The organism is Streptomyces sp. NPDC107538, assembly GCF_055657445.1.
Genome location: NZ_JBVKAY010000002.1, coordinates 558,327 through 578,483 on the forward strand (window position 1 = coordinate 558,327; position 20,157 = coordinate 578,483).

Genomic DNA, 20,157 nt, shown 5'->3' on the forward strand with positions numbered 1-20,157 from the left:
GAAGTGTCACAGTCAGTTGGGGCGCGTTTTCGGGTGCGGGTCCGGTGGGGCTTCTCGCGCAGTTCCCCGCGCCCCTAAAAGACCAGGCCCCTGCGGGCCTGAAAGACCAGCCCTCCGCGGCCTGAAAAGCGACCGGCGGCGGGCCTGAAAAGCACGGGGCGCAGCCCCTGCTTTTCAGGGGCGCGGGGAACTGCGCGACCAGCCCCCACCCACCCGCACCCGAAAACGCACCCCCACCCCCCGAACTCCCCCACCCTCAGCCGGAGGCCATCGCGTCACGGCACAACAACCGCAACGACCCCTCCCCCACAAAACACCGCCGAGCCTCGTCGATCGGATCCCAGAAGCGCCCGTCGACGGTCCGCACCCAGAACCCCCCGCCCGACTCGACCCACTCACCCCCGGCCCACCGCACGACGACCTCACCCCCGTACGCCCCGAACCCCCGCAACGTCCCGTCGACGGCCGCGTACGGCACCCCCTCCCGCCGTATCTCCTCGATCATCCGGTCCACCCGCCACAGACTCTGCGCCGAGTAGTCGAGACGCACCCGCGCCCCTTCCCGCATCACCGCCACCGCGTCGGCCGCCCACCGAAGGGGCTTCCCCGCACTCCCGTACCGCGGCCGGTTCCCGGGACTGTCCGACAGACCGGGGGTGCCGCTCGAACTGAATGTCTGCTGTGCGCTCACACCCGGGAAAGCGCCCGTCCCCCACCAGACGTTTCGCGATTCCGGCGTGTGCGCGACACCGGCGCAGGACCGCCACACCCGGCCCCAGGACACCCACAGGACCCGCCAGGAAACCGGGGTTTACCAAGGCTGCCGGCGTTACCGCCGCGCCCCACGCGCCCGCCGCGACACGACCGCCCGCAGCACCCGCCGCCCCTCCGTGGCCGCGCCCAGCGCCTGCCGCACGCCCGCCGCCCCGTGCTGCGCGATCAGCTCCAGCACCACGATCTGACGGCGCAGTTCGGCGGCGACGAGATGCGAGGCCCCCTCCGTACGCCCCGCGCGGCAGGCCGCCACGGAGTCGTCGCCCCCGGCGTCCAGGGGGTCGAGCAGCTGATGGATCCGCAGCGCCGCCACCGAACACACCTCGGCCCACTCCCGCAGCCCCTCACCGGACCGCTCGGCGGGAACCGCGTCCAGCATCCGCCGGGCGAGCACGACGACCTCCCCGGCCCCGACGACCTCCCCGCCCCCGACACCGGCGGCGGAGGACGAGCCCGGGGCGGCAACCGAGGCCTCCAGCTCACCCCGTACCTTCGCCACCTTCTCCCCCCACCCCTCGCCGTCGTCCACGAGCCCCGCCCACAGCGGACGCAGGACCTCGTCGTCACCCCCGAGAAGCGGTACGCAGCGGTCCAAACAAGCCAACCCGCTTGCCGCCAGACCGCGTTCGTCGGCCTGGGCCAACAGCTCCACCAGGCTCATCGCGCCTCCCCTAGATCCCGTAGATCCCGCTCGACCGGGCCCCGGTTATACGGAGCCCGCACTTCCCCTTACTGCGTGCGACGACGCGGGAGTGTCACAGAGGGACGACCCCGAGCCGGTCGAGCAATCGGAACAGAATGTTTTCAGCCAGGGGGTCCGCCGGTCCAGGCTCCGAGGTCAGTACCTCGACCAACGACCGCTCCACGACGGCCCGTCCCGCCTCCGCCGCCCAGGCGACGGCCCGCTCGGCGGCGTCACGCGGTTCGAGGAAGTAGTCCTCGACGGCTCGCCCCTCCCCGTCACCGAGGTACCTGGCCATCGCCCGCCGCGCGAGACACGTCGTCCACGCCCCGCTCTCCGGACCGGCCGCCTCGACGACGACACAGTCGCTGTCCATGACGTAGCCGAACAGCGCGGGCGCCCCCGTCTCCCGGGCGAGCGTGTCCATGTTCCCGACGTCACCGGAGCCCCCGGAACCCTCGGCGACCTCCGTACCGGGCGCGCCCGTGGGGTACGCCCAGACCTGCCAGCCGCCGTCCGCCGTCACGCACAGCGTCAGCCCCGCGGCCCCGCCCAGCGCCTCCAGCTCCGCGAGCGGCCGCTCGCTTCTGCCCACGACGTAGTACCCCCAGTACCCCATACCGGGAATACACCACACGAGTACGGCGGTCCGCCCCCGGAATCGGGCAATCCGCACGGGTGCGCGAGGGCGGCCCTGAATCCTGGGGCCGGACTCAGCCGGCGACCGACTCCGAATCTGGAGTCGGATCCGACTCCGACTCCGGCTCCGGCTCACGCGGGCCGCCGCGCGCCTTCTCGTCCTGCATATGGGTGAGCGCGAGGACGAACAGGGCGGCGAACACGGCGGCCACGATCTCCAGCGAGTCCGCGAACAGCATCCGCCGGGCGGCCGACCGGTACTCCTCGACCTCCTCCGCCCTGAGGTACGTACGGTCCCCGAACTCCCCCGCGGCGAGGCTGAGCAGCCACAGCGTCCACCAGGTGTTGACGAGCGCGTGCGAGCGGGGCTTCCGCCACGGGCTGCTCGCGTCCCAGCAGTCGACGGCGATCCGGCGCGGGAACCACAGGCTCACCACCGGCACGAACCAGCCGCCGATCGCCCAGCCCCGCTTCTTGCGGTGCCCGAACGGTTCGAACACCTCGGCGTTGACCCGCACCCGGTGGAACCAGATCAGGAAGACGACGATCGTGGCGACGTAGGTGAGCGTCTGGAGGATGCCGGCGAGGAGGACGAGCCCGTCCGCGCGGTCGGCGTCCTCTTCCAGGGCCGGGCTCCAGTCGTCGGCCGCCAGCCGGTTCATGACGTCGAGGAGCGAGAGGTCCGCCCACACCGAGACCAGGTCGGCGGCGGCGACCGCCCCGAGCAGGATCGCCACCGCCCGCCCCAGCCCCACCGGCGACCGCAGCCAGGCGGGGCCGTGCGGGGACTGGATGGGCAGGGTCGTGTGGGCGGGCGGCGGCGGAGCCGCCGGGTGCGGGTTCATCGTCAAGCCCCCGGGTGATCGAACGCGGTACGGCACACCGAACGCGGTCCTCCCCAGACCCTCACGCTCAGCAGCGGATATCAAGAACACGCGGGAAGATACGGTTCCCCCGCCCCGCCCGTCCACCCGATTCCGGTGCCCGCTACCGGTGCCCGCGCCCGTCCACCCGATTCCGGTGCCCGCGCTCCCGGTGGCCGCCCGCGCCCTCAGCTCACCCTCCCCGCCAGTTCCCGGAACTCCGTCCAGGTCAGCGTCGGCTTCTCCGGATCCCACAGCTTCTGCGACAGCGCCCGCAGCGGCATCCGGACGCCCGCCGCGACCTGCGCCTCGGTCTGCCGGTTCGCGAGGTCGCACCAGACGGCGAAGGAACCGCCGAGGATCTGGTCGTCGTACTGGGCGGGCACGGCGGTCGTACCGCGCAGCACCCTCGGGGTCCAGGACTCGTAGATGCGCTGCCCGGTCGGGTAGACGAACTGGTTGGGCTCGCCGAGGACGTAGTACAGGTACTCGTCGTTGTAGTTGATCACCTGTCGTCCGGCGCTCAGATACTCGACCGGCGGCCGGGCCCCGATCTCCTTGCCCGTCCAGTACGCGACCTGGATCGACTTGTCCGCCTGCACCGAGCCGCCCCGGAAGAACCCGTCGTTCCAGGCCCGCACGGTCCGGTCGTGGCCGCGCATCACCTTCGCGCGGTCGTTCAGCCAGCCGGTCGCGAGGTCGGCGACGGTCGCCCCGGCACCGTACTTCTGCCGCGCGGCGGCGGCCAGCTGCGGATAGGACGCCTCCGGGTTCGACACCATCAGCGCCCGGTACTCGTCGCCGCCTAGATGCCAGTACGCGCCCTTGAACAGCCCGGCGTACTCGTCGAGCAGCTCGTCCACGACCTCGGCGGACTCCGGGTTGGAGATGTCGACGGCCCCGCTCGCGGCGACGCCCTGCGCGTTCTTCAGCTGCAGCCCCGGATTGCCCGCGATCACGGCCCCCAGATGCCCGGGTGAGTCGATCTCCGGTACGACCGTGATGTGCCGGCTCTCGGCGAGGTCCAGGATCTTCCGCACCTGGGCCTTGGTGAGGTGCTGCCGCGAGACCACCTCGGGGTGGCTGATGGACTCGATCCGGAACCCCTGGTCGTCGGAGAAGTGCAGCCCGAGCTGGTTGTACTTCAGGTCGCCCAGCTCACGGATGCGGTCCTCGATCCAGTCCGCCGTGAAGTGCTTGCGCGCGATGTCGAGCATGAACCCGCGCTGCGGCTTGGCCGGCTCGTCCCGGACGACGCCCTCCTGCGCCGTACCGCCGCCGGCGACCTCCTGCTTCAGGGTGCGCGTCCCGTAGAAGACCCCCGCCTCGGCGGGCGCGGCGATCCGCACCCGGCCGTCCTCGACGGTCAGCGTGTACGCCTCCGAAGCGGACCTCCCCGACCCGGTCAGCGCCAGCTCCACGTCCCCGTCCCGGGGTGCCGCCTCGCCGCCGTAGGAGAGGCCCAGCTCACCTGCGGTCAGCCGCGCCTCGTCGGCCAGCGCCGCGTTCCGTACGACGACCCGGCCGCCGTCGGCGGGCTTCCAGCCGGGGCCCCGGGCGGCCTCGTGCTGCCGTACGGCGGGAATGGTCCGCGGCTCCTGGGACAGCGGATAGGTGCGCGACGGCGACGGTGACGCGGAGGGCGAGGTCGCGGCGGCGCCCACGGAGGTCCGCTCCGGCGACGGGCCCGCGCCGGTCGCCGCCTGTTTCCCGTCACCGGGCCACACGGTCACGGCCGCCGCGACCGCGCCGCCCGCCAGGACGACTCCCGCGCCGACGAGCAACCCTTTCGACGTGATCGCCGTCTTCCCACGGGGTGCCCTGCGCCGCCCGCGCCTCACGACACGCCCCCGGCCCCTGTCCTCCCGGTCCCGGTCACCTTCCACGACATCTCACGCACCTCTCGCCACGCCTATCCCCCGGTCTCACTCTCGCTCACTCCCGGCTCTCCACCGGACCCCTTCTCGAACCTACGACGTCCCACCGCCCGATTCGTCCACCACAGGTTCCGAAACTCTCCCGTTCGGGTGAATTTCGGGCATCGAACGGACAGCCCATGACCCGCCTCGATAACGTGGTGGCCTCTTTCGCGCAGCACGCAGAGCACGCAGAGCACACACAGCCTGCACAGGCCGCACAGGCCGCACAGGCCGCACAGGCCGCACAGCCCGCCCAGCCGACCCCTACGCACCGCCGAGGATCCACGCTGCCTCCGCACCGTCTCCCCCGTCTCCCCGGCCAGGTCGCCATACCGGAGCAGGTCCCCACCCCCGGCCCGTCGGCGCTGGAGCGTTTCAACCGCGCACCCGCCGACACGGCCCGGCAGACCCTCCTCACCTGCCTGCGCAGCCTCCGCTGGGCCCACCGTCTCACCGACCACCGCCCCTACCCCGACCTGGACGCCCTGCTCGCCGCGTCCGACGAGGCCGCGTACGACCTCACGGCGGCGGACCTGGCCGAGGCCCTGGCCGGCGAGACCCTCCCCGCCCTCCCCGACGACACCTACGGCGTCGCCCACACCGCCCTCAACGCCGCCCACGCCGCCTACGAGGCCCGCTTCGGCCACGTCTTCGTCATCTCCCAGACCTCCACCCACCCCGACGAACTCCTCGACCGCACCCTGGAAGCCATCCGCTCCCGCCTCGGCAACGACCCGGAAGAGGAACGAGTGGTGGTAGCAGACGAACTACGCCACCTCGCAAAACAACGCCTGACCACCCACCTCGGCAGAACCACGCAAAACCGCGCACCCTTTTAGCCGCACGGGGGGACGGCGCGGCCGGTGAGGGGCGCGGGGAACGGCGCGATCCGTGAGGGGCGCGGGGAACGCGCAATCCTTTGGGGGCGCGGGGAACGGCGCGATCTTCTAGGGGCGCGAGGAACGGCGCGACCCTTCAGGGGCGCGAGGAACGGCGCAGTCTTTTAAGGGGCGCGGGGAACTGCGCGACCAGCCCCCACCCACCCGCACCCGGCATCCCCCAGCCACCCCCACCCCGGATGCCGCCCGCTACTCACCCTTACGTGCACCTTTGTATGCCAGTTTGATCACACCAACCCTCCCGGCTTAAGCCAAGTGCAACGGCATCGCTACCATGGCCGGGGCCGGTGGACCGTACCCGGCCGGGTCAGACCGACAAGCAAGCCGGCCGGCCCCAATCCCCGCTCCCGGAGGGTTCTTCCGTGCCGGCTGGAACGCTGTACCGCGGCCGGGAAGGAATGTGGTCCTGGGTGGCTCATCGAGTCACCGGCGTCCTCATCTTCTTCTTCCTGTTCGTACACGTGCTGGACACCGCTCTCGTCCGTGTCTCCCCCGACGCCTACGACAAGGTCGTGGCCACGTACAAGACGCCGATCGTCGCGCTGCTGGAGTACGGCCTCGTCGCCGCCATCCTCTTCCACGCGCTCAACGGTCTTCGGGTCATCGCCGTCGACTTCTGGTCGAACGGCCCCCGTCACCAGAAGACGATGCTCTGGTCCGTCGTCGGCATCTGGCTGGTCCTGATGGTCGGGGCCCTGTACCCCGTCCTCGGCCACGCCGCTCGTGAAGTCTTCGGGAGCTGAGACAGATGTCCGCCACTGAAACCACCGCATCCGGCATCGGCCCCGTCGAGGGCGCCGGGGAACTGTCGGGCTACAGCCCCGACAACCCGGCCCCGTTCATCGAGCCGCCGCGCCAGCGCACCAAGAAGACCCCGAGGTCGACCCGCGGCAACTTCGAGATGGTCGCGTGGCTCTTCATGCGCCTGTCCGGCATCGTCCTGGTCGTCCTGGTCATCGGCCACCTGCTGATCCAGCTCGTCCTCGACGGCGGCGTCTCCAAGATCGGCTTCGCGTTCGTCGCGGGCCGCTGGGCGTCCCCGTTCTGGCAGACCTGGGACCTGCTGATGCTGTGGCTCGCGATGCTGCACGGCGCGAACGGCCTGCGTACGGTCATCAACGACTACGCGGAGCGCCCGAACACCCGGCTGTGGCTCAAGGGCCTGCTCTACACCGCCACGGTGTTCACCATCCTGCTGGGCACGCTGGTGATCTTCACCTTCGACCCGAACATCCGCTAGGCACGGGGCTGAGGCAACCGATCATGAAGATCCACAAGTACGACACCGTCATCGTCGGCGCCGGCGGCGCCGGTATGCGCGCGGCCATCGAGTCCACGCAGCGCAGCCGCACCGCCGTGCTGACCAAGCTGTACCCCACCCGCTCCCACACGGGCGCCGCGCAGGGCGGTATGGCCGCCGCGCTCGCCAACGTGGAGGAGGACAACTGGGAGTGGCACACCTTCGACACGGTCAAGGGCGGTGACTACCTGGTCGACCAGGACGCCGCCGAGATCCTCGCGAAGGAGGCCATCGACTCCGTCCTCGACCTGGAGAAGATGGGCCTGCCGTTCAACCGGACCCCGAACGGCACGATCGACCAGCGCCGCTTCGGCGGGCACAGCCGGAACCACGGCGAGGCCCCGGTCCGCCGCTCCTGCTACGCGGCCGACCGCACCGGCCACATGATCCTCCAGACGCTGTACCAGAACTGCGTCAAGCACGGCGTGGAGTTCTTCAACGAGTTCTACGTCCTGGACCAGCTGATCACCGAGGTCGACGGCGTCAAGAAGTCGGCCGGTGTCGTGGCGTACGAACTCGCCACCGGTGAGATCCACATCTTCCAGGCGAAGGCCGTGATCTACGCGTCCGGCGGCTGCGGCAAGTTCTTCAAGGTGACGTCCAACGCGCACACGCTGACCGGTGACGGCCAGGCCGCCGTCTACCGTCGCGGACTGCCGCTGGAGGACATGGAGTTCTTCCAGTTCCACCCGACCGGCATCTGGCGCATGGGCATCCTGCTGACGGAGGGCGCCCGCGGTGAGGGCGGCATCCTCCGCAACAAGGACGGCGAGCGCTTCATGGAGAAGTACGCGCCGGTCATGAAGGACCTCGCGTCCCGTGACGTCGTGTCCCGCTCCATCTACACGGAGATCCGTGAGGGCCGCGGCTGCGGTCCCGAGGGCGACCACGTCTACCTCGACCTCACCCACCTCCCGCCGGAGCAGCTGGACGCGAAGCTCCCGGACATCACCGAGTTCGCGCGGACGTACCTCGGTATCGAGCCCTACACGGACCCGATCCCGATCCAGCCGACCGCGCACTACGCCATGGGCGGCATCCCGACGAACGTCGAGGGTGAGGTCCTCATCGACAACACCACCGTCGTCCCGGGCCTGTACGCCGCCGGTGAGGTCGCGTGCGTGTCGGTGCACGGCGCCAACCGCCTGGGCACCAACTCCCTGCTCGACATCAACGTCTTCGGACGGCGGGCCGGCATCGCCGCCGCCGACTACTCCCAGAAGGCCGACTTCGTCGAGCTGCCGGAGAACCCGGAGTCCCTGGTCGTCGAGCAGATCGAGCGGCTGCGCAACTCCACGGGCAACGAGCGGGTGGCGGAGCTGCGCCGCGAGCTGCAGGAGACCATGGACGCCAACGTCATGGTGTTCCGCACCGAGCAGACGATCAAGACGGCCGTCGAGAAGATCGCCGAGCTGCGCGCCCGCTACAAGAACGTGGCGATCCAGGACAAGGGCAAGCGGTTCAACACCGACCTGCTGGAGGCCGTCGAGCTGGGCAACCTGCTCGACCTGGCCGAGGTCATGGCCGTGTCGGCGCTCGCCCGCAAGGAGTCCCGCGGCGGTCACTACCGCGAGGACTACCCGAACCGCGACGACGTCAACTTCATGCGCCACACCATGGCGTACCGCGAGGTCGGCGACGACGGCACGGACTCTATTCGTCTCGACTACAAGCCGGTCGTCCAGACCCGCTACCAGCCGATGGAGCGTAAGTACTGATGGCTACCCCTGTTCTGGACAAGGTCGAGGCGGAGTCCGCGGCCTCCCCGTACATCACGGTCACGTTCCGCGTGCGCCGCTTCAACCCCGAGGTCGCGGCCGAGGCGAGCTGGCAGGACTTCGTCCTGGAGATCGACCCCAAGGAGCGCGTCCTCGACGGTCTGCACAAGATCAAGTGGGACGAGGACGGCACCCTGACCTTCCGCCGCTCCTGCGCCCACGGCATCTGCGGGTCGGACGCCATGCGGATCAACGGCAAGAACCGGCTGGCCTGCAAGACGCTGATCAAGGACATCAACCCCGAGAAGCCGATCACGATCGAGCCCATCAAGGGCCTCACGGTCCTCAAGGACCTGGTCGTGGACATGGAGCCGTTCTTCCAGGCGTACCGGGACGTGATGCCCTTCCTGATCACGAAGGACACCAACGAGCCGACGCGGGAGCGTTTCCAGACCGCCGAGGACCGTGAGCGGTTCGACGACACCACGAAGTGCATCCTCTGCGCCGCGTGCACGTCCTCGTGCCCGGTGTTCTGGAACGACGGCCAGTACTTCGGTCCGGCCGCGATCGTCAACGCCCACCGTTTCATCTTCGACTCGCGCGACGAGGCCGGTGAGCAGCGGCTGGAGATCCTCAACGACCGTGACGGCGTGTGGCGTTGCCGTACGACGTTCAACTGCACGGACGCCTGCCCGCGCGGTATCGAGGTCACCAAGGCGATCCAGGAGGTGAAGCGGGCGCTCATCACGCGCCGCTTCTGATCCCTCGCCTGTTCTTCGAAGTCGGAAGGCCCGCAGACTCGTCTGCGGGCCTTCCGGCTTTCCGGAGTCCGTCCGGCCCACGCACGAGGGCCCCGTCCCCGCGCGGAGCTTTGGGGAAAGCTCCGCGGTGGACGAGGCCCTTCGGTCGATCACCTCTCACCTGAGAGGCGATCCTCCGCGCGATCAGCCGCGCAGGACACGACCCTGAGCGTCGGTGCGGTCGTTGCTCGTGAGGAACAGGATGCCGTCGATCAGGGACCAGAAGCCCAGACCACCGCAGGTGAGGAGCTGGGCGACACCCACGCCGACGGAACCGACGTAGAAGCGACCGATGCCGAGCGTGCCGAGGAAGAGCTGCAGAATGCCGGCGACGATCTTCGACTTGTCGGAGTACGGGCGCCCCTGCGGGTCGTGGCCGAAGGGAGCGTCAGGGGTGGGGACGGTCATGGAAATAACTCCTGGATGTACTGACTGAATAACCGAAGCGGATTGCTCCGGGGGGATCCCAGGAGAGAAGGCGCGGCACATGGCCAGCAGCGATCGGGCACGGCAAATACCGGCCAACGATCGAGCACGACGTTATCCCCCGTCATCCCCCCTGCAGCCGTTGCAGCGTAGTGAGACGCAAGGGGCGGATGGGAGGGGATTCGAGCGATCGTTCCGATTCCGTGATCCGATTCCAGCCAACTTGCGACAACTGAGCAACATAAAGCGGGCGTAAGGGATTTACAGGGGTCGGAAAGGGGAAGGGGGAGCCGATTCGGCCGTGACCGCTCAGTGAAGATTGCGGACGATCATCCACGTCACCGCGATGCCCAGGATCAACGCCTGGGTGCGGGGCTTCAGTTCGGGGCGCCAGCGGCGGCCGCGCAGTCCCTCGACGGACCAGCGGCCGAGCAGGGCGAGCGCGAAGGGCGTGGCGAGCAGCAGCACCCGGTTGTCGTGCCAGGCGGCGGCGAACTGGCCGTGCATCAGGTCGTACACCATGCGGGTGCCCCCGCAGGCGGGGCAGAGCAGCCCCGTGACATAGCGGAACGGGCACTGGGGCAGCAGATGGCCGGGCTCGTGCGGGTTGGTGCCGTACAGGTACGCGGCGCCCGCCAGCCCGGCGGCGGCCACCGCGAAGGGGGCCGCCGCCGGATGCCGGAGGGTGCTGAGGCCGCGCTCAGCCACGCAGGACACGTCCGTTGGAGTCCGTGGTGTTGCTGCCGGTCAGCAGGATGATGCCGTCGACCAGCGACCAGATACCGAGGCCGCCGCAGGTGAGGAGCTGCGCGATGCCGAGGCCGACATGACCGATGTAGAAGCGGCCGACGCCGAAGGTACCGAGGAACAGCGAGAGGATGCCCGCGACGATCTTCGACTTGTCGGAGTACGGGCGGCCGTAGGGGTCGTAGCCGTACGGGGCGTTGGGGTCGCCGGTGTACGCGCCGCCCGGCGTGGGCGGCACCTGGTAGCCGCCCTGGGGGTAGCCGCCCTGCTGGGGGTAGCCGTAGCCGGGCTGGCCCGCGCCCGGCTGCTGGTAGCCGCCCTGCGGAGCCCCGTACGGATCGCCGGCCTGCGGAGCCCCGTACGGGTTGGCGCCCGGCTGGCCGGGGGCGGCGCCGGGGTACCCGTATCCGGGCTGCGGCGGCTGCGGGGGCTGAGCGGGCTGCTGAGGCTGCTCGGTCACGGTACTGACTCCTGCGTGTTGTTTGCTTGAGCGGCTGAATGACGCAATGAACGCACTATGGGCTGTCCGTCATATTGCAGGAGGGAAGGGCCCGGAGAGAAGTTGTTACTTCGACCGGGCCCGGCCCGACTCCCGCATGTGGCCGGAGTCACACTCCCGTGCTCACAGTCGATTCACAGCTGGCTGAGGATCGTCGGGTCCGTGATCTCCGTGTCCTTGGCGAGCAGCATCGCCTTGCTGAGGATGACAGCGAGCATACGGTCGCCCTCGTAAGGGAGATAGCCGGTGGGCGCCGTTCGGTTCCCGTCGCCGGCGGCCGACTTGGGGACGACGCACAGGTAGTGGTCGTTCGGCGACATCAGGACGTTGCCCGAGCCGAGATGGATGCGGTACGTGTGCAGCTCGCCCTTGACCTGGAGGAACCGCCCTTCCAGGGTGCACCGGTCGGCGATCGCGAGCCGTGGCACGAGCCGCTCCAGCAGCGCCCGCCGGGTCTCGGCGCTCTGGTTCAGCTCACCGAAGCCGTACGCCGTCCAGTACTCGTGGAACCGCCCGCCGGGTCCGCCGTCCTGCCAGGTCGGGTCGTTGCCCACGCTGGCGACGCCCACGAACAGGTCGACGTCGCGCAGCACTTCGGAGAGGACGAGCGGGGGTATCTCGGCGAGCGGGACCGGGTCGACCGGATCGCGGCCGTCGGGCAGCCACATCGCGTAGGCGCCGCCCCAGCACGGGGCCTGGTTCTCCGGGGCGTCGAGCGGATAGAAGCGGACCTGGTCGGTCCGCAGCCGCAGATAGGCGCCCGCGTCGGTGGTGTCCTCCCCGTACTCGTGGCCCTCCCCCTCGATCCAGTACTCCGCCCGCAGCCCCCAGCGCGGCAGTTCGCGGGTCGCGGGCGGGGCCACGTCGTCGACGGCCATCCGCAGCCGGTTGCGCCACCCCCTGAGCGCGACGAGGGAGTTGAACTGGTGCTGGCGCAGGATGTGGGCCGCGAACCGGTTGGAGTAGGTGCCGGTGGCCCGCTCGGCGTCGGTGAGCAGATACACCTCGCGGTGGGCCTGCTTGAACGGCTGCGTGATCCCGTGCCGCTCCAGCCAGTCCCGCCAGGCGAGGACCTCGGCGGGGTCGTGGCCTATGGGGTGCCAGAGCTCGACCTCGGAGCCGCTGATGACGGGGGCGTCGGTCAGGGTGCGCGGCTCTCCGTCGGCGAATCCGACCGTCGTGCCGTCGACGACCCAGAGGAGGCGGCGGGCGAGCGTACCGACGAGGGGGTGGTCGAGATACCGCTCCCGCCAGACGTCGTACGTCCAGGTGCGCCGCGCGAGGAACTGCCGGTCGAGCCGCTCGCTCTGCGCACTGAGCATCTTGTCGATGTCCTTGACGGCGGCCTTCAGCTCCTTCAACTCCTCGGCATGGTCCCGCCGGACGGCCGCGGGCACGCTCTTGACGGTCTTCCCGGCGGAGTCGCGCCAGGTGAGCACGGCCCGGCTGCCGTGCACCCGGATCTCGGCGGTGGTCCCGCCGAGCCGGTGCTCCGCGCACCCGACGCCGGTGAGCCCGTACGCCGGTACGGCCAGCTCCTCGATCTCCTCCCGGCTCAGCCCGAGCGCGGTCGCCCGCTCGGTGAGCGTGGTGTCGAGGAGCTTCGCGGTGGCCTTGTAGGTGACGCGGTTGGTGAGCCGGGCGAGTTCGGCGAGGGCGCTGCCGTCGTCGCCGGTACCGGCGATTCGGGAGAGGGCGACGACTCCCGCGTTGGCGACCTTGGGGCTGCGGGGCCCGATCCCGGCGACCTTCCGCAGCGAGGTCTCGACGAGGGCGCCGAGGGCGCGGGTGATGTCCGGGTGCGGTGGGACGAGGGAGACCAGCCAGGCGAGGCCGCGCAGGGCGGTCGCGTTGAAGGCGTCGAACACGTTGTTGACGTCCGGCTCGTGCTCCTGCCGCTCCAACGGGAACGTCCGGGGGCGGCCGACGAGGGCGAGCCAGGACAGGACGGTGGTGCGGACGCGATCGGCGCCGAGGGAGTGGACGAGGGTGTCGATGAGCGTACGGGCGGTGTCGTCCCACTTGGGGGTGGGTTTGGAGGTGGTGGCGGTGAGGGCGTGGGCGAGGAGGGCGTGCCAGTGGGTGCCGTCGGCACGGTCGGCGGCGTCGGCGTCCGCCGCGGCGGCCATGGCGCTCTCGGCCCACGCCTCACCCACATTGAGCAGCTGCTCGGTGAACTTCTTCGTCAGGGCGACCAGTTCGGGATCGCAGTACGAGTCCATGGCGGAGCGGCGGAAGACGGCGACGACGGGGGCGGGCAGCGGGCGGCCGGCGGTCAGCTCGGCCTCGGCGAGGACGTAGAAGGAGCCGGACTGCCAGAAGTTGACCCGCCTGCCGAACCGCTCCAGCTCGACCCGCCGCTCCTCGGCGAGCAGGGCGTCGGCCTGATCACTGGCAACCATGCCGAGCAGACCGATGGCGTTGGGCCGGGCGTCGGAGCTCTCGTCCAGGGCGCGGAACCGCTCGACGAAGGCGTGCGCGAACGCCACCCGGTGGACATCGGACAACCCCCGCAGCTCATCCACCAGCTGCGTCCACCCGCCACCCCAGTACCCCTTGGTGGCGAACACGGCCTTCATCACCTCATCGGCGAGCCGCCCCATGTCCCCGGCCTCGATCCGGTTCCGCGCCCGCTGCACGAGGGAGCGGGGCGTGTGCGCGGCGGCCATCAGCCACCGACCAGGGGGACGAGCCTGAGAAAGGTGACCTCGGTGCCGAGCGCCAGCTCGATCACCTCGTCGACGTCGGTGACCTGCCGGTCCCCCACGAGCACGAGGAACCCGTTCCCGGCGAACGCCTTCAGCGCGAGGTCCGACTGCACCTCGGGATCGATCCGCCGGGGGCTGCGCACCGCGTACCCGTTGAGCACGCGCTCGGCGTCCGCGTGCCGCACGAGCCCCTGAAAGACACCGTGCCCCCGCGCGTTGAACTCCGCGACCTCCTGAAACACCCGCCGCCGAATCAACTCCCCCACCGACACCCGCTCCTCGGCGAAGTCGAGCGACCGACTCCCGCCCCGCACCCCACCCGTCGTCTCATCGACGAACGTCACCGTTGCCATAGAGGGGACAGTAGAGGGTGGGTCTGACATCAGTCAGTTCGTGCCCATGTCCTCCGACACGAGCCGGTACTCCTCCCACCACTCCGGGTCCTTCTCCACGGAGTCGAGCAGTTCGTCGAACACCGCCCGGTCGTAGAGAACACCGGAGTACATCTCGCGCACCCGGTTCCCGTTGATGACGGCGGTGGGCGTGCCGGGCCCGCGCGGGTCGGACCCCGCCCGCTCATAGGCTTTCTGGGACCGGCTCACGAAGTCGCGATACTTCATGGTCTTGACGGCGGAATCGAACACCGGGCCGCGCAGCCCCTCCACCTCGGCGGCGATTTCGAGCAGATACGCGTCGGTGAAGCCGTCGACGATCTCCTCGGGCTGGTTGTCGTAGAGCACGGCGTGGTACTCGGCGAACTTGCCCTCCTCCAGCGCGGCGCGCAGGGCGTTGACGGCCTTCTTCGAGCCGCTGCCGCCCACTCTGTCGTCCAGGAAGGAAGCGAGGGTGTACTCGGTGACCACGGTGCGCCGCAACGTCCGTTCTCGCGCGGCCGGGCCGCCGCCGGTCTGCTCGAACTCCTCGCAGTAGGGGCAGCGCGGGTCCTCGTACAGGTGAACGGTGACCGGTGCCTCCGGGTCCCCGACCCGGATCGTCGTACCGTCGGCGTCGAGCGCCTCGGGCAGGTCCCGAAGGCCTTCGTACGCGACCAGCGGCTCCTCCACATTGCCGCGCTGGCCGCAGCCGCCGAGCAGCAGCCCCAGCGCGACGGCCACCACGGCCGCCGTACGTCTTCTCCGCGCATCCACCATCGACGAACGCCTCTCCCCACGCGCCGACGAGCCGGATCACAACCTGCGCCGCTCCCCGTCGCCCCCCGTCGCCTTCAGCCCCGAGAGCCCCAGGGCTTTGACATGTGCGCGTACTGTACGCGGCGCGGCGACCACCCCACACCGAGAAAAAATCTCGCCCGAGCCGTACAACCCCGGCAGCTCCCAACCGGTCTTCTCCGTACGCCCGTTCGGCACGCAGCGTGCGCACTTCCGGCCGGCCTCGCACGGCCGCACCTGTGCACCGCTGCCCGGACGCGGCAACCACGCCAGCGCGGGCCGCCGCCCGGCGAGCCCTCGCGCACACCGCAGGAGACGCATGTTCACGCGCAGCAACACCCGCCTTGCTCTCGCGACGGCCGCAGCCGTGGCACTGACCGGCGGACTGCTCACCCTCTCGACGGGCACCGCGAGCGCCGCCCCCGCCAAGTACGCCGACGACTTCAACGGCGACGGGTACCGGGACTACGCGACCACCGACTGGGGCTCGTTCACCGTGACGTACGGGACGGCGACCGGTGTCGGCACCAAGACCAAGAGGTTCACCCAGAACAGCGCGGGTGTGCCGGGCAAGTCCGGTGACGCGGGCGGCTACGCCGACGGGTTCGGTGAGGACCTCGCCGCCGCCGACCTCGACCGTGACGGCTACGCCGATCTGGCGGTCGCCGACCGCAGCGAGAAGGTGAGCGGGAAGGCCAGTGCGGGCGCGGTCACCATCATGTGGGGCGCCAAGTCCGGTCTCGGGACCAAGGCGACCAGGCTCCCGCTCAAGGCGAAGTCCCACCTCAGCTTCGGCAACGAGCTCGAAACCGGCGACTTCGACGGCGACGGCAAGGCGGACCTGGCGGTCGCCGACGGCCTCGACACCGTCTACGTCTACCGGGGTGGTTTCACCAAGGCCGGCAAGACAGGAAAGGTCACCAGGCACACCCGCTCGAACCACACCCGCACCCTCGAACCCACCGGGCTGGTCGCCGGAAAGGTCACCAAGGACAAGGCCACCGACCTGTACGTCCTCGGCCAGGGATACCGCAAGAACAAGATGACCCAGGACGCCTGGTTGCTGCGCGGCGGCAAGACGGTCAAGTGGAGCAGCAAGCTGGTCGCGATCAACAACACGGAGCCGGATTACGACCCGACCGGCGTCATCGCGGACTTCGACAAGGACGGCTACGGCGACCTGGCGGTCGGCGACACGTCGTACGACAAGGGCGCGGGCTCGGTGGTCGTCGTGCGCGGCGGCAAGAGCGGCCCGACCACCAAGTACCAGCTCACCCAGGCCACTTCAGGCGTCGCCACGGCCGCGACGAAGGGCGACGGCTTCGGGTACGAACTCTCTGCCGGCGACACGAACCGCGACGGGTACCCGGACCTCGCGGTCGGCGTCCCCGGGGAGAAGGTCGGCTCCGTGAAGGACGCGGGTGGCCTCCACATATTGCGCGGCGGCAAGAAGGGTCTGTCCGGCACGGGCTCCCAGTGGTTCAGCCGGGCGACGGCGGGAGTGCCGGACAACCCCAAGGAGTACGAGATGTTCGGATCCGCCACCCGCCTGCGCGACCTCGACGGCGACGGCGACAAGGACCTCCTCGCCGGGAGCGTGAACGGCACGACGAGCCTGTACTTCCGGGCGGGCGCGTCCGGGATCACGAGCGACAGCGTGACAGAGCTGAGCCTGAACCCGAGTTTCCCGCATTGACATCCTCTCCGTGCTGAAGGACCTCGCTCTGGGAACGAACGGGGGCGGGCCCGCCAGGGAGGGGCCACTGCATCGGGTGATCCATGCCTGGCCGACGACCTGAGTAGCTGCCGGCATGTGCGCCAGGAACGGGTGTCCGCCATCGAACGCGGCAGGACCGGGTCCGCCGAGGCGGGGACGGTCGCGGCTTACGTGGAGGCGCTGGGCGGGGAGTTGGAGATCGTCGCGAACTTCAACGGGACCCGGGGGCCTGGCGTAGCCCGGCGCCGAGACCCCGCCCCTCGGGTCGCGGCGCTGCATCGCCGCTTGGCTGGATTGCGTCCAACCTCCGTGACGGATCGGGCGGTAGATCACACACTGCCCCCATGACCTACCTGAGGAAAGCCGCGGCCGCACTGTCGGCCGCGGCCGCGATCCTGATCGCGACACCCCCCACTGCCTCGGCGTCACCCGCCCCACTCGACACGTCCGGCCACGCGTACGGCAGCACGCTCGTCCGGGAGAACTTCGACCGCCTCCCCCTCGGCCCGGTGACCGAGGGCCGGGGCTGGACCACCGACACGGCCAACGGCACCCTGTCCGTCGCGCCCAGCTCCACCGGCCACGGCCGCGAACTCCGCGTCCACACCGAGGGCAACGGCCGCGCCTTCATGGTCCTGTCCGACCTCGCCCCGCGCGGCAACAGTTTCTGGGCCCGTATGCGACTACAGGTGACCGAGTTCCCGACCGCCCCCGACTGGGCCCACTGGACCCTCGCGGAGGCCTCCGGTCCCGACTCCCCCACCCTGGTCCGCCCCCTCGGCGGCCAGTACGCCCCCACCGACAAGGGCAACTTCTGGGGTGTCGGCTCGGACCTGGGGCCCACGGGCGACTGGACCAACTGGAAGACCTCGGCTCCGGCGGTCGCGGGTAAGTGGCAGTGCGCGGAATTCCACCTGGACGCCACGGACAACCGCGTCACGGTCTACCTGGACGGCGTGCCCCAGCCCGACCTGACCGTCTCCACGAAGAACCACGGCGGCACGACCGACGACTTCGTCTTCCCCACCTTCGACAAACTGAAGCTGGGCTGGCAGCTGTACCAGGCGAACCCGGCCCCGGCCGCGTTCGACATGCGGATGGACGACATCGCGGTGAGCAGCCGACGGGTGGGCAGCTGCAAGGCCTGACCGAGAGGGCCGCACCGTGCTGCTCCCGAGGGGGCCACCCGTTCTCCGTGAACGGGTGGCCCCCTCACCTAAACGCCCGGGAAGCGTCACTCCGCCCACCTCCTTACCACCGCCGCCGGTCCGCCCGCTCGGCGTCGAGCTGGCCCCGGCCTCTCACGCGGCAGACATGGACTGCTGTCCCAGACACTGAGCCTTTCAGCGTTGCCGCTCCAGGGTGAGGACGGCGGCGGCGATTGACGTCATTCGGTTCGGGCTGCACCGGGATCTGCGGAAGACGCGCCAGGACTTCAGTCGTGCGATGCCGCGCTCGACCGGTGCCAGGGCTACGGACAGCGCACGGTTGACGGTCTGTTGGGTGGGTGTGAGGTCACGGCCTGGCGGGCGTCGGAGGGCTGCGGTCACCCATGGACCGGCTCCCATATAGGCGCGGTCAGCGAGGATCGGGATGATGCGGTGGGCGCGGGCCGCGGTGAGGTCGTGCGCGCGACCGGGCAGGGCGGGCGAGATCCACAGCAGCCGACTGGCCGGGTCGGTCACGACCTGCACGTTCACCCCGTGACGGCGTTGCTTGTGGGAGAAGTCGTCCCGGCTGTCGCCGACCCGGTCGCATTCCGCCAGAGTGCCGTCGAGCAGGACGTACTCCGGGTCAGCCTCGCGCAGGGCGCGCAGCAGTCCGGGGGCGCGGTCGGCGAGCAGGCCGACGACGGCTGTCATGTAGGCGTGGGCGGTGCCGACGGAAATGCTGAAGCCGGCCGCGAGCTGGGCGAGGGTGTCGTGTCGGCGCAGGTACACCAGGCCGACCAGCGCACGCTGGAAGAAGGCGTTCCACACCACAGCCAGCCTCATCGTGCGCCGGGTCAGACGCCTGAACCCGGCGAGCGTGCTCCAGGGGCAAGCCGAGCTCTTCGGCATCTGGCGCCACTACGTCGTCTTCACCGACAGCCTGTTCGTCCTCACCCAGGCCAAGCCGATGCACCGCGAACAAGCCCAGGTCGAGCAGGTCTTCGCCGACACCGACCTGTGGACCGCAACCGGCCAGCGCATGCTCACCTGAACCAGGTGATGCGACTGCCCACCCACAATCAGGAAGACCCTCGGAGACCCTGCACCGGACGGCCACCCGGCACCCCACACTGCCCAAATCCCGAAAGATTCTCGACAACGGCGAAGACGATGGTCAGCATTCACGCGGTGGATCCGGGCTCATTCAGGCAGCACCACCATGTGGGCCGGCGGCACACCGGGCAAAGCAGCCGGTTTTCGAAACTCGCCGCTGATTAGAACATCCTTCACTGCGCGATGGACATTTTCCACGAATTCTCCACGATATCCCCGGAATTGGGGAGTAGCTTGGAGCAGCAGAGCCTCATTGGGTAGGATAGCAACCGAGTGAAAAGCGCCAGAGGCACGCAAGGCGTCAACGCCCCCCAGGACGCTGACGATCTCGGCGGGGACGACCATGAGCCAGGAGTAGCCGCGCAGGCGCAAGCGCCATTTAGGCGTGTTGACCGTCGGATCACCGTCGTACCCCTTGAGGAAGCGCTCCAGCTCTGTTTCCCCGCAGGCGTGCCGGTAGGAAACATGCCCGAAGACAACTTCGAACCGGTCGCAGGCCCACTGGACACACCGCAGAAGACCGTCCTGCGCAACAGGCGCGCTCACAGGGTCGAGTAGTTCGCGCTCGTCCAAGTGTACAAGCAACTTCACATACTCGGGAAGCTCCTCATCAAAGACTGCCGCGACGGAGACGTCGGGGTTGCCAATTTCACCGCCCTGCGTGAAAACCCCACTCGTCACAGATATCGACTCGGCCCGATCGTCAACCGCTCGCCTCAGCCACGGCAGCACTTCCGGGGTGTAGGGGTTGTAGCGGACCTCGAACGTGCCTTGCGGCGCCACGGCAACGCACCCCCAACGATTGGATCCGCCGCGCGGGCTCATGGCCGGAAACCGTGCAGTCCCTTCTACTGCGACCCGGTACCGGCCCGTCGCCCTCAATATGTCCCTCCCTGCGAGCTCGCCAGCCCCTTCCGTGAGCCACTGGAACGCAGCGTCGGCCAGCAGTTCCTGGTCGGCCCCAAAGACCGTGAGCTCGATCACCAATCCGTGGGAGAGGTTGGCGTTGAGGGAGTCAAGGATGTCCACTGGT

Annotated in this window: 20 protein-coding genes and 1 pseudogene; 8 read left to right on the forward strand and 13 right to left on the reverse strand. The window is 69.7% G+C overall.

The features are described 5' to 3' along the window. Nucleotides 1–256: 256 nt before the first annotated feature. From ACZ7MG_RS08345 to ACZ7MG_RS08365, 5 genes are all read right to left on the reverse strand, one after another. Nucleotides 257–649, reverse strand: a complete 393-nt coding sequence (locus ACZ7MG_RS08345) for a hypothetical protein (protein ID WP_471385665.1) — start codon at nt 647–649, stop codon at nt 257–259. Between the two features lie 180 nt (nt 650–829). Beyond that, nucleotides 830–1,435, reverse strand: a complete 606-nt coding sequence (locus ACZ7MG_RS08350; protein ID WP_471385622.1) for a hypothetical protein — start codon at nt 1,433–1,435, stop codon at nt 830–832. A gap of 94 nt (nt 1,436–1,529) precedes the next feature. Beyond that, nucleotides 1,530–2,075: a hypothetical protein gene (locus tag ACZ7MG_RS08355; RefSeq protein ID WP_471385621.1), complete on the reverse strand. Its 546-nt coding sequence runs from the start codon at nt 2,073–2,075 to the stop codon at nt 1,530–1,532. A gap of 94 nt (nt 2,076–2,169) precedes the next feature. Next, nucleotides 2,170–2,940: a DUF4328 domain-containing protein gene (locus tag ACZ7MG_RS08360; RefSeq protein ID WP_471385619.1), complete on the reverse strand. Its 771-nt coding sequence runs from the start codon at nt 2,938–2,940 to the stop codon at nt 2,170–2,172. Between the two features lie 206 nt (nt 2,941–3,146). Beyond that, nucleotides 3,147–4,742 (reverse strand): beta-N-acetylhexosaminidase, encoded by a 1,596-nt coding sequence (locus ACZ7MG_RS08365; RefSeq protein ID WP_471385617.1) that lies wholly within the window; start codon nt 4,740–4,742, stop codon nt 3,147–3,149. 272 nt (nt 4,743–5,014) lie between these two features. Here ACZ7MG_RS08365 and ACZ7MG_RS08370 point away from each other — a divergent pair, with 272 nt between their 5' ends. The 5 genes from ACZ7MG_RS08370 to ACZ7MG_RS08390 all read left to right on the forward strand — a co-directional run bounded on the left by ACZ7MG_RS08370 (nt 5,015) and on the right by ACZ7MG_RS08390 (nt 9,555). Continuing rightward, the gene (locus tag ACZ7MG_RS08370; RefSeq protein ID WP_471385615.1) at nt 5,015–5,716 is read left to right on the forward strand and encodes a 2-oxo-4-hydroxy-4-carboxy-5-ureidoimidazoline decarboxylase; all 702 of its coding nucleotides are present in this window, start codon (nt 5,015–5,017) and stop codon (nt 5,714–5,716) included. 422 nt (nt 5,717–6,138) lie between these two features. After that, nucleotides 6,139–6,519, forward strand: coding sequence for a succinate dehydrogenase, cytochrome b556 subunit (sdhC, locus tag ACZ7MG_RS08375; RefSeq protein WP_086761171.1), 381 nt, complete (start codon nt 6,139–6,141; stop codon nt 6,517–6,519). Between the two features lie 5 nt (nt 6,520–6,524). Beyond that, nucleotides 6,525–7,016 (forward strand): succinate dehydrogenase hydrophobic membrane anchor subunit, encoded by a 492-nt coding sequence (locus tag ACZ7MG_RS08380; protein WP_471385613.1) that lies wholly within the window; start codon nt 6,525–6,527, stop codon nt 7,014–7,016. 23 nt (nt 7,017–7,039) lie between these two features. Continuing rightward, nucleotides 7,040–8,794 (forward strand): succinate dehydrogenase flavoprotein subunit, encoded by a 1,755-nt coding sequence (gene sdhA / locus ACZ7MG_RS08385; RefSeq protein ID WP_471385611.1) that lies wholly within the window; start codon nt 7,040–7,042, stop codon nt 8,792–8,794. Beyond that, nucleotides 8,794–9,555, forward strand: a complete 762-nt coding sequence (locus ACZ7MG_RS08390; protein WP_013001271.1) for a succinate dehydrogenase iron-sulfur subunit — start codon at nt 8,794–8,796, stop codon at nt 9,553–9,555. The genes sdhA and ACZ7MG_RS08390 overlap by 1 nt, the downstream gene beginning before the upstream one ends. Before the next feature lie 183 nt (nt 9,556–9,738). Here ACZ7MG_RS08390 and ACZ7MG_RS08395 read toward each other — a convergent pair whose 3' ends face one another. From ACZ7MG_RS08395 to ACZ7MG_RS08420, 6 genes are all read right to left on the reverse strand, one after another. After that, entirely contained in the window at nt 9,739–10,002 is a 264-nt protein-coding gene (locus ACZ7MG_RS08395; protein ID WP_005481016.1) for a TM2 domain-containing protein, read from the reverse strand. A gap of 327 nt (nt 10,003–10,329) precedes the next feature. Then, nucleotides 10,330–10,728, reverse strand: coding sequence for a DUF2752 domain-containing protein (locus ACZ7MG_RS08400; RefSeq protein ID WP_471385608.1), 399 nt, complete (start codon nt 10,726–10,728; stop codon nt 10,330–10,332). After that, nucleotides 10,721–11,227, reverse strand: coding sequence for a TM2 domain-containing protein (locus tag ACZ7MG_RS08405; protein ID WP_471385606.1), 507 nt, complete (start codon nt 11,225–11,227; stop codon nt 10,721–10,723). The genes ACZ7MG_RS08400 and ACZ7MG_RS08405 overlap by 8 nt, the downstream gene beginning before the upstream one ends. Nucleotides 11,228–11,400: 173 nt before the next feature. Next, complete coding sequence (locus ACZ7MG_RS08410) at nt 11,401–13,935, reverse strand: DUF4132 domain-containing protein (protein WP_471385604.1); 2,535 nt, start codon at nt 13,933–13,935, stop codon at nt 11,401–11,403. Continuing rightward, nucleotides 13,935–14,327 (reverse strand): hypothetical protein, encoded by a 393-nt coding sequence (locus ACZ7MG_RS08415; protein ID WP_471385602.1) that lies wholly within the window; start codon nt 14,325–14,327, stop codon nt 13,935–13,937. Before ACZ7MG_RS08415 ends, ACZ7MG_RS08410 begins: the two co-directional genes overlap by 1 nt. A gap of 33 nt (nt 14,328–14,360) precedes the next feature. After that, nucleotides 14,361–15,125 carry a DsbA family protein gene (locus ACZ7MG_RS08420; protein WP_471385600.1) on the reverse strand — a complete coding sequence of 255 codons (765 nt, stop codon included), beginning with the start codon at nt 15,123–15,125 and terminating at the stop codon, nt 14,361–14,363. Between the two features lie 337 nt (nt 15,126–15,462). Here ACZ7MG_RS08420 and ACZ7MG_RS08425 point away from each other — a divergent pair, with 337 nt between their 5' ends. Together ACZ7MG_RS08425 and ACZ7MG_RS08430 are read left to right on the forward strand one after the other, a co-directional pair. Continuing rightward, nucleotides 15,463–16,839: an FG-GAP and VCBS repeat-containing protein gene (locus ACZ7MG_RS08425; RefSeq protein WP_471385598.1), complete on the forward strand. Its 1,377-nt coding sequence runs from the start codon at nt 15,463–15,465 to the stop codon at nt 16,837–16,839. A gap of 365 nt (nt 16,840–17,204) precedes the next feature. After that, nucleotides 17,205–18,008, forward strand: a complete 804-nt coding sequence (locus ACZ7MG_RS08430; protein ID WP_471385596.1) for a hypothetical protein — start codon at nt 17,205–17,207, stop codon at nt 18,006–18,008. Nucleotides 18,009–18,203: 195 nt separating this feature from the next. On the opposite strand, the pseudogene ACZ7MG_RS08435 reads toward ACZ7MG_RS08430, so the two are convergent. After that, a pseudogene (locus tag ACZ7MG_RS08435) lies at nt 18,204–18,821 on the reverse strand (transposase); the annotation flags it as partial. Between the two features lie 67 nt (nt 18,822–18,888). Here ACZ7MG_RS08435 and ACZ7MG_RS08440 point away from each other — a divergent pair. Then, nucleotides 18,889–19,062 carry a hypothetical protein gene (locus tag ACZ7MG_RS08440; protein ID WP_471385594.1) on the forward strand — a complete coding sequence of 58 codons (174 nt, stop codon included), beginning with the start codon at nt 18,889–18,891 and terminating at the stop codon, nt 19,060–19,062. A 149-nt stretch (nt 19,063–19,211) separates the two neighbouring features. On the opposite strand, the gene ACZ7MG_RS08445 is transcribed toward ACZ7MG_RS08440, so the two are convergent. Beyond that, nucleotides 19,212–20,153, reverse strand: coding sequence for a hypothetical protein (locus ACZ7MG_RS08445; RefSeq protein ID WP_471385593.1), 942 nt, complete (start codon nt 20,151–20,153; stop codon nt 19,212–19,214). Nucleotides 20,154–20,157 lie beyond the last annotated feature (4 nt).